We start from the raw sequence: 9,957 nt of genomic DNA on the forward strand, positions 1-9,957 counted from the left end.
GTTTTCAGTTTCACAGTCATCGTTTTTCCGGTTTTGCTGAACTGTATATCCACCACTTCACTCGTATACCCATAATTCCAAACCAAAACCGCGCCAACCTGGATCTCTTTTGCCGGGATGGCCGGATAATTGCCCATTCCCTGCAAATGGATCGTTTTCATTATGCACGAACCCCCCGAACGGATCTATACTCCCGCCACGACCCAACCGAAATCTCCGGGTAACCTCTCGAATCTGGCCACACGTACACCCAGCCGGATCGTCCATTCCCAACATCCGATACCCATACTCGTTCGTACAAGTTTTCCTGACCCGGACCGTGGTATCCTTCCAGCTGATCCATAGTGCGAAGTCCTTCCTCCGTTACGTCGAACCACTCTCCCCGAATTTCATACCCCTTAGTGTCCAACACCAGTGCAGGAAATACCCCCACATCGTAAAGCCGACCGCGTACGCAGCCCGGTTGTACCCCGTGAAGATACGGTGCGGCTACACGGTGATTGACCTCTCCGGTAAGCAACGTGCCATAGACAAACACGCTGATCATCGATGACGTCTCCTTTCGTCCTCGTTTTTTCTCTTCTCGATCAATTCCAAAGCCCAAGCGATCCCCATCCGGATCCCTGTCTCAATCCGGGCCGCCACAAACTCGTCCCGGACGTCGATCTCGCGGCCTTCGTACAGGATCGTGTCAGCCTTGTACAGTTGCTCGATGAGATCGACCGCTTGGGTCGGCGGAGCAGCTTCCCCGATCAGGTCTTCCACCGACAGGCCGTACAGTTTTGCCAGCCCCAACACGATTTTGTAACTGGGATTCCTTTTCGTACCTCGTTCAATATGACTGAGATACCCGGCGGTCGTTCCCACGATTTCCGCCGCCTGGCCCAGAGTCAATCCCTTTTTCAACCGCAGATCGCGCAGGTATTCTCCACTGACTCGAAGCTCATTTTTATCCATTGGTAAACACCGTCCTTATCTATAGTATATACAGAGAATAGAAAAAAGCAACGCAGCACATTCACTTTTTGGGTTTCAGGGGATGCCCTGTTTCTCTTTCACGCCAGAACTTCCTAAAAAGCGGAAGTTGCTCAATATTGAACGGAACAATCTACGATGTCCGATTGATTTGGGGTAATTTTTTGCGGAGTTCATATGAATGGAGCAGCGGGTAATTCTTGATTGTACAAAACCAAACCTCTAGTGCTATAAAACACTGATCAGGAATAAATTTCCGCAACAAGCGCACAATAATTGAAGACAAAGTGGAGGGATTCGGATGAGAAAATACTATCGCAAGCGTTCAACGTTTTGTGCGGGCATACCGATGTCGACTCCACAAGATTTCCTGTCACATGATATTGACGAGAATCTACAGATTCTTCGTGAAATTTATGCAGATTGTTCAGATGTGGTTTTTCGCCCCTTTTTGATTGGCGGAAACCAAAAAGCGATCTTGATTTACATAGAAGGTCTGTCGAACATCGAAGAAATCGACCGGAGCGTTCTAGCACCGCTGATGCAGAAGACAACATCTAGTTTGATCGATATCCATACCATTTTACAACAAAGGGTAACCGCTTCAAAAGCAAAGGAAGTGCTTACATTTTCCGATTGTGTGGAACAGGTTTCGATTGGCAACCCGGTTCTCCTGATTGAGCGGGAAAATCAGGGCCTTGCTTTGGGAATGAGCAAATGGGAAAAACGGGCGATTGATGAACCGGCGGCAGAATCCGTTGTTCGGGGGCCGCGGGACGCATTCACTGAGACATTGCAAATCAACACTTCGTTGCTGCGTCGGAGAATCAAAAGTCCCCAGTTGAAAATGAAATCAATTAAAGTTGGGCGTTATACGCAAACGGAGATCATTATTGCCTACATGCAAGGGATCGCTGACCCAACCTTGAGACAAGAGGTTCTCAACCGGTTGCAGCGGGTTGATATCGATGGCGTATTGGAAAGTGGAAATATTGAGGAATTGATCGAAGACAATTCGATATCGCCATTTCCACAGGTCATCAACACGGAACGGGTGGATGTTGCCGTGGCCAGTTTACTGGAAGGTCGTGTGGTTATTCTTACGGATGGCACACCGTTTGCCTTGGTTGTTCCAGTTACGATGTTTTCTTTATTGCAATCGGCGGAGGACTACTATTATCGGTTTCTGATTGGTACCGCTATTCGTTGGTTACGTTATTTATTTTTTTTCATATCGTTGCTGTTGCCTTCGTTGTACGTTGCACTTATAACATTTCACCATGAGATGGTGCCTACAACGCTTCTGATCAGCATGGCTCGTTCCCGAGAAGAAATTCCGTTTCCAGCAGTAGTAGAGGCACTGATCATGGAGGTTACTTTTGAAGCATTGCGTGAAGCGGGCATCCGATTGCCGCAACAGGTCGGAGCTGCTGTTAGTATTGTCGGGGCCCTTGTGATTGGTGAAGCAGCGGTTACCGCTGGGATCGTTTCAGCACCGATGGTGATAGTGGTGGCGATTACGGGTATCGCTTCCTTTACGATCCCTCGATACTCGGCAGGAATCGCCATACGAATGCTTCGATTCCCAATGATTTTTCTTGCAGGAACACTTGGAATATTTGGGGTTATGCTTGGCATTACCGGTATTGTGGTTCATTTGTGCAGTTTGCGTTCATTTGGAGTTCCCTATCTCAGCCCAATGGCCCCTTCAAAAGCACGCGACATGAAAGACGTGTTAATTCGGGCCCCTTTTTGGGCATTCAACACTAGGCCTCATTTAACGGGCGAGGACAATAAATACCGCCAAAAATCTGATCAGAAGCCAGGGCCATGGAGAGGAGACGAACAGTGAACGGGCAACTCCATCTTCCAAACTCCAAGGAGGCGAGCTGATAATGATCGAAAAAGGTCGAATATCTGCGTTCCAGATGGCGATCATGATGTACCCGACGATCCTAGCAACCGCAGTTATCACTTTACCAACGATTACAGCAAAGTATGCGAAGCAGGACATGTGGCTGTCACCAGTGTGGGCGTCATTTGTTGGCTTGTTTACCGTATATATTACGGGTCGACTGGACAAGCTTTATCCGCAGGAGACAATCATTCAATACAGCGGGCACATTCTTGGTCGAATTCCAGGCAAGATACTCGGGTTTATCTATTTGCTCTTTTATCTTCACAACACAGGCATTATAGCAAGAGAATTTGGTGATTTTGTGTTCAGCACCTTCTTAACCTTAACCCCGATTATTGTCATCATCGGCAGCATGGCACTGGTGTTTGCTTTCGCTGTCCGTGGTGGCATAGAAGTATTGGCAAGATCAGCCCAGATCTTTGTACCGATCAATACTGTCTTGATAATAGTGATTTTTATCCTGCTGATCCCAGATCTCAAAACAAAGAATATATTGCCTGTTATGGAGGAAGGAATCTTACCCTCAATCAAGGGTGCAATCGCCCCCCAAGGATGGTTCAGTGAATACTTTCTGATCTCGTTTTTAATGCCTTTTTTAGTCGATCGGGAAAAAGGAATCAAATGGGGGATGATCTCTGTGCTTGCCGTTACGTTGACGATGATCTTGGTAAATATTATGGTCCTTTTGTTATTCGGGGAATCAACAGCCAATCTTACTTACCCTGTGACAGCCGCTGCCCGGTATATCAGTATTGCTGGCTTTTTTGAACATCTTGAGGTAATCGTTATGGCAATTTGGGTAACTGGAACATTTGTCAAAATGTCGGTATTTTACTATGCGCTTGTTCTTGGCACCGCCCAATGGTTAAATCTCTCTGATTATCGGCCCATTGTACTGCCACTTGGTTTTCTTGTTGTATTGATTAGCACCTGGTCAGCTTCTAACATGGCAGAAATGGGTCATTTTCTTGAGAAGTCGGATCCTTTTTACCTAACAACGGCGCAAACGGTGATTCCACTGTTGTTATTGCTGATTGCAGTTGTGCGAAACAAGTGGGTAGAAAAGACATGAAAAATCCTATGCAAAAAATGTTAAGAGCGTTGCTGATTACTTTCCTATGTGTGAGTGTTTTGCCGATCGCCGGTTGTTGGAACAGAAGGGAACTAAACGATGTTTTACTGTCGTTGGCCGCTGGGCTTGACAAAAGGGGAGACAAGATAGAGGTCTCGTTGCAAATGATCATCCCCAGATTGACAGGAGGCGGAGGAGCGCAAGCAAGGGGTGGTAGTGGAGGCGGAAGTGAAAAGGTGTTTACGGTGAGATCGGCAACTGGTGTGACAGTTGCTGATGCAATAGCAAGGCTACAGGAAAAAATTCCCCGCACCATTTTTTGGGGACACATGAAGGTTCTTATAATCGGGGAAGAGTTGGCAAAGCAAGGGCTTCGGGGCGAACTCGATTTCCTGACAAGTCATCCCCAAGTCCGCTTACGTACATATATGTTTGTCTGTAAGGGTAGAGCGTTTGAGATTTTGGATGTCGTGGCGCCGCTTGAACGATTGTCGGCGGAACAGATTCGTGAACTGAACGAATTTCAGATTGGAATGAAGGTTTCGATTAGCGATTTTACGCAAATGATGAAAGGAAATGCTGCGGCGTTGCCGTGGATTGAAGAGGTTCCTCCAAAAGCAGGTGAACGGAAAGATAAAACAACTATTCGCCTGAACGGAACTGCTGTTTTTGATAAACAGGGTAAAATGGTTGGTCGCATTAATGATGAGGTGACAAGAGGAGTTTTGTGGTTGCGGAACGAAATTAGACGAGCAACTGTAACAATTGAACCAAAAGAAACAGAAGGCCGCGTGTCACTCGAAATAATAGCAGCGAATACACAGCTCATTCCGTCAATCGAGAATGAAAAATGGAGAATAACGGTTAAGACGGTGACAAAAGATCATGTGGTTGAAAACAGAACCAAACTTCCGTTAATGGATCCCTTTGTTATTAAAAAACTCGAAAAAGAAGCGGAAAAGGATCTAGAATACCGCATAAGGATGGCAGTCGAGGAAACAAAGCGAATGCGGACAGACATCATCGGTTTCGCGGAGGCGTTTCACCATAAATACCCGCGTCAATGGGTCTCCGTTAAAGATCGGTGGGACGAAGTGTTTCCGAATGTGGAAGTGGCGTATGAGCCGAAAGTCTGTATCTGTAGCCCCGGAATGTCCCCAACCCCACCGTTTGCAGAGCAAAATGAGGTGAAAAAGAAAAAACAGGAGTTAAAGCAGGAAGAAGAACAATCAAAATGAAAGCAGGAATCTGTACTAACCCCTGATTCGTGTGCCTCAAGCCGTGCGTTTGCCTCTGGCTTCCTTCAGATTTCGCCTCACGACGGACACCCTTGCCCTCGGCTACGGTCGGCGCTCGCCGGTCCCCATTCGGGACTCTCACCCTAGAAATGACGCCCATCCCGGGCGTACAGCCACAAACTCCCTTGCTGGCACAGCCACAAGGGAGTTTGTTTGAGCGGTCTAGTAGTATTTGATTGTAAGTGTTGGCACGTATTGAGGATACAGGAATGAGCTGTCTCCACTGAAGAACCGGATCACATCCAGAGCATTGTCATTGTTGGTGTCCTTCTGGAAGTGAATTCGAAACTGGGTATGACCGTTCAGATTGATATATTGCATAGCCGACTGCGATATGGTATCCGAAATCGCTTGATACTGAGCGGTCGGAACCGCGTCAAAATTGCCTATATTCGCCGCGCCTGAAGCTGCGCCGTAGTCAGCTTGTTCGAGAGCGTAGTTTCCGTTAAAGCCTCCGATGGGAGAGATGTCCGCTGTAATCGGTCCCAAATCATCGGCAAAATAGGTGCCATCATACCGATACAGGGTAATCGTCGCGCTAACAATGGTCGCCCCTTTTGGAATCTGGCTGGTGTCAAACGAGAGAATGCCTCGTTCCCCATGATTTAACGAACTGGAACCGACTTCAATATACCCGATCATGCTGTTGGGTTGACCGTCACTGGAGTATTGGTACACATATCCGTCTTCAGCCGCTATTGATTTTAAAACCAGTGTCTGCAGCGTGGGAGGCGTCGTAATCGTGTATGTTTGGGACTGGACGGCACTTTGATTATTTGCCAAGTCGACGCCGATAAATTTTAAAGTTTCTGAAGTCCCGACAGTAATCGGACCCGTATATTTCGTGGAAGACGGAGTCGGAGTACTGCCATCAGTGGTGTAATAAATGGTTCCCGGAACGTTCATGCTGATATTCACGCTTTGCGCCCCTTGGTAGGAACCTCCCGGAGGCGTCACCGTAAACGAAAATGGTTGTATCGTATAGGTTTGTGTTTGTACCTGGCTTGAATAGCCGTTGCTGTCCACCCCAAAATATTTCAAAGTTGTTGTAGTCGTAAAATTCAACGGCCCCGAATACCGGCTTGAAGAAGTGGTGGGAGTCGATCCGTCCGTTGTATAGTAGATAGTAGTTCCACTCTCGTTGGAACTCAACGTCACGGTGACCGGTCCACCGAATGAATTGCCAGTTGGACTTGCTGTAATCACAGGCCCCGGATTGTTAATTTGGTAAATTTCCGTTTGTATAGAGCTTTTGTGTCCGCTTGCATCCTGGGCAAAAAATTTCAGCGTTGTGGTTTGTGAAATCGTAATCGCCGACGTATATCGGGTGGAACCTGTGGTCGGATCCGTTCCGTCCGTCGTGTAATAGATTGTCGCGTTCGACGGATTGGCGCTTAGCGTGACAGAAACGGAATTGTTGTACGTTCCGCCTTTTGGAGATGCCGAAACGGTCACATTGTTCATCGGGTGCGCCATGAAGAAATTGTACATGGCTTGGCTTGCATTAGGACCCGTCGGATCTGTGTACGATCCTGAATAGCTTCCTCCCGACCAGGCATGTCCCATCCCGTTCACTTTCCAATATTCTTGGATCACATTTGCGTTGTTGTCATTCCACTGATAAACCGTGTAGGATTTGCCGTTGGTTCCGGAAACCTGGCCGGTAGTCGTTGAGGATGGGTGGCTGAAATCCGCGTTGTAGGTATTGTTGGAAGCCAAATGATTCGTGGCCATCCATTGCTGGACAACCTGGTCGCCATTAATCGGATATACGGTGTAATCACCCGTCCCTTGAAACACGATGGTGGGAACCTCTCTTGCATATGAGCCCATTGCATTATACGCAGCCTGGCCTTGTTGCGAAGGATTGGGACCTCCCTGCCGCATCGCCGTCAACGCGGAGTTGGTGTCCGTGGCGGCTTTGTACTCCAATCCGGAATGAACGCCGATTGCAGCGAAAATATCCGGATACGTTGCGCCCATAATTACCGACATGGCAGCACCCGCTGACAAGCCCGCAACATACACCCTGTTTGTATCGATGTTCCAGCGGGTAGTGTTTTGCTCGACCGTCTGAACGATCCCCGCTATTATGGCCGGCTCCCCGCTACCTCGCGATTGGTGGCTGGGGTTAAACCAGTTCCAGCACTGGTTTTGGTTGTAGGTGCTGGTTTGCTGCGGATAAACGACAATAAAATTATACTGATCCGCCAGTGCATTCATTTGCGTGCCCGCGGCAAAATCGGCAGGCGTTTGGGTGCAACCGTGCAGCATGACAATCAGCGGAACTTTACTGCTGGGTGAATAGTTTGCCGGAGTATAAACAAAATACGGACGGCTTCCGGCAGTTCCACTGTAGGTAAATTGATCAAAGGTACCCGATGCGGCGTAGCCCTTGCCAAACAAAGTGGAAGAAGCGACAAGCATCAGCACCAGGAACAGAACGTAATACCTAACGTAATACCTAAATACTCTGAACATTTTACCGCCTCCATCCTCCCCTGTAAGTTTTGCACGAAGACATGTGAAACAACTCCTGTTTCCACAAAAAACGGATCAGCGATCAGCGTTTATTCCCTTCTCCCCCCTTTCAATTTGGCAAATATCAAAGAAGATCGCTTGATCACCGGATGGCTCCATGAATTTCTGTAAACCGAGCGTGTTTGGCTTGGTGGATACACCTTATCCGCCAACATAAACACCAATCTCTGCCAGTTCTGTAGCATGATGCGAAAGGTAGTAATGTTGCCGCTGTCTTTCACCGGACTTCTAGATTTCAAGCGAGGATTCAACGTTTCTTAGGAGAAGATCCCGAATTAACATTCGATGTGCTTCGAGAGCACGTTCCAACATGCATCGAACAGACTTGGGTATTTCATTTTCCTCCATCCAATTCAGTATTTCCTCATGTTCTTCTAAGAGCTGTTGAATAAAATCGCCAAGACTATTCTCTTTCATGGTGCCCTCTCCACCCTGAATATTGGCTGGCAACTCAGATATATAGGATGTTGGCATCAATCCATCGCTCGCAGTAGGTGATCACAGTATTCAAATATTTTACAATTTTTAATAGGATGGAAGAGCAGGGAAGTGATGCCCCACTCTTCCCTACTCCGTGTAAAAATCCATTATCCGATTTTTTAATGTGACGTGAAGAAGTTCCACATAATTTGGGAGGCGTTGGGTCCATATGGATCGGTATACGAACCGGCAGTGCTGCCACCAGACCAAGCATGTCCCATACCGTGGACGACATAATGCTGTAACCAATTTTTCCCGCTGTTGTCATTATAATTATACACGGTATAGCTGTAGCCACCGGATACCTGGCCGTTCCACGAACTATCCGGGTTGGAATGTACACTCGCACCTGCATCTTGGTCGGTTCGCGCCCACTGCTGCATGCATTGCGTGCCGTTAATGGGGTTGACTACAGTGTCATTGTCGCCGTGGAATTCAATCACCGGAACAGGACGCGCATGTGTCCCCATCTGTTGATAAGCGGAGTCTCCATCCGCCACAGGATTGATCGTCCCATAAGTCATTACCGCGAGGCCAGTGGACGCATCGTAGGCATACGAGTAATCACCGCCGGAATGAACCCCCACCGCATGGAAGATATCCGGATAGGTAACCCCCATGATCGTCGCCATGAATCCTCCTGCAGAAAGCCCCGCCACATACACTTTGCTGGAATTAATGGCGTAATGAGATTTTACCCAATTCACCATACCCGCGATAATATCGGGCTCTCCTCCCGACCCGCGAACCTGGTTGTAAGTGTAAAACCAGTTCCAGCAACCGTTCGGGTTGGCTGCATAATTCATCTCGGGATACAAGACGATGAAGTTTTTTTGCTCAGCAAGCGAATTCATCTGTGTTCCGGCTGCAAAATCGTCCGCATTCTGCTGGCACCCATGCAGCATGACCATCAAGGGAACCTGTGAACCGGTATACGTGCTTGGAACATACACCTTAAAGTAAAAACCGCTTCCGTAATAATATTCGGTCCACGAACTGCTCCCCGCATGAGCGAGTTTCAGGCCCGTCCCTGCGAGTGACATCACGAGGGCAAAGGAAAGAACAAACAGCAAACGGGCCAACCCGGATGTAATGGGTGTGAGAACCGCCATCTTCCACTCCTCCTACGGTTTTAATAATCCGAATATTCTATATATCCGGACACTTCTAATTCTATTTCTACGAAGTTACAATCCAGTTACAAGACTTAGATACGAAAAGCCTACAACGTACCGAATGGCAAGAAAACTGCGAAATGAATCGACTAAAAGCAAAAAGATATAAATCACGACATTTCGAATGTTTTTGATATACTACAAAGTAGACTGGGTCGGTCTGCTCGGCCGAGGCATGTTGGCGGTTTAACTCAGTTGTTCATCTGCCCCAGGCCGGAAGACTTTTTGACTACCTGTTTCAGCTCAGATCGAAGCTTCTACTGGCAGGAAATTGTGGCTTTCTATCCTTATAACGCGATGATAAAACATTAGCCGATCAAATCGTAACAGGGGTGAACACGATGTCAAAACGAACGGGTAGGCAGTTTCGGAAAAAAATTGAATCGCAAACGCTGGTATTGACCACTTTGCTGATTCTCCTGATCGGTTTGGGTGTGTTTGGCGTCGTGGCCAATACAGTGAAAACCGATTCTGTGTTGTCTTCTGATGTTTATTCAT

General features: G+C 47.6%; 7 protein-coding genes. 3 read left to right on the plus strand and 4 right to left on the minus strand.

Features of this window, described 5'->3' with window-relative positions; genetic code table 11:
- Positions 1–160: 160 nt before the first annotated feature.
- Positions 161–547 (minus strand): gamma-glutamylcyclotransferase family protein, encoded by a 387-nt coding sequence (locus C230_RS0101635; protein ID WP_018130336.1) that lies wholly within the window; start codon positions 545–547, stop codon positions 161–163.
- Positions 544–957 carry a helix-turn-helix domain-containing protein gene (locus C230_RS21140; protein WP_018130337.1) on the minus strand — a complete coding sequence of 138 codons (414 nt, stop codon included), beginning with the start codon at positions 955–957 and terminating at the stop codon, positions 544–546. Before C230_RS21140 ends, C230_RS0101635 begins: the two co-directional genes overlap by 4 nt.
- 319 nt (positions 958–1,276) lie before the next feature.
- Here C230_RS21140 and C230_RS0101645 point away from each other — a divergent pair, with 319 nt between their 5' ends.
- The 3 genes from C230_RS0101645 to C230_RS0101655 are packed head-to-tail and all read left to right on the plus strand — an operon-like array spanning position 1,277 to position 5,203.
- Complete coding sequence (locus C230_RS0101645) at positions 1,277–2,827, plus strand: spore germination protein (protein ID WP_018130338.1); 1,551 nt, start codon at positions 1,277–1,279, stop codon at positions 2,825–2,827.
- Between the two features lie 43 nt (positions 2,828–2,870).
- Positions 2,871–3,965 (plus strand): GerAB/ArcD/ProY family transporter, encoded by a 1,095-nt coding sequence (locus tag C230_RS0101650; protein WP_018130339.1) that lies wholly within the window; start codon positions 2,871–2,873, stop codon positions 3,963–3,965.
- Positions 3,962–5,203 carry a Ger(x)C family spore germination protein gene (locus C230_RS0101655; RefSeq protein ID WP_018130340.1) on the plus strand — a complete coding sequence of 414 codons (1,242 nt, stop codon included), beginning with the start codon at positions 3,962–3,964 and terminating at the stop codon, positions 5,201–5,203. The genes C230_RS0101650 and C230_RS0101655 overlap by 4 nt, the downstream gene beginning before the upstream one ends.
- A gap of 222 nt (positions 5,204–5,425) precedes the next feature.
- Here C230_RS0101655 and C230_RS0101660 read toward each other — a convergent pair whose 3' ends face one another.
- Positions 5,426–7,744, minus strand: coding sequence for an extracellular catalytic domain type 1 short-chain-length polyhydroxyalkanoate depolymerase (locus C230_RS0101660; RefSeq protein WP_018130341.1), 2,319 nt, complete (start codon positions 7,742–7,744; stop codon positions 5,426–5,428).
- Between the two features lie 659 nt (positions 7,745–8,403).
- Positions 8,404–9,396 carry an extracellular catalytic domain type 1 short-chain-length polyhydroxyalkanoate depolymerase gene (locus C230_RS0101670; RefSeq protein ID WP_018130343.1) on the minus strand — a complete coding sequence of 331 codons (993 nt, stop codon included), beginning with the start codon at positions 9,394–9,396 and terminating at the stop codon, positions 8,404–8,406.
- Positions 9,397–9,957 lie beyond the last annotated feature (561 nt).

Origin of the sequence: Effusibacillus pohliae DSM 22757, from assembly GCF_000376225.1 — a bacterium.
In the GTDB taxonomy this organism is placed as follows: Bacteria; Bacillota; Bacilli; order Tumebacillales; family Effusibacillaceae; genus Effusibacillus; species Effusibacillus pohliae.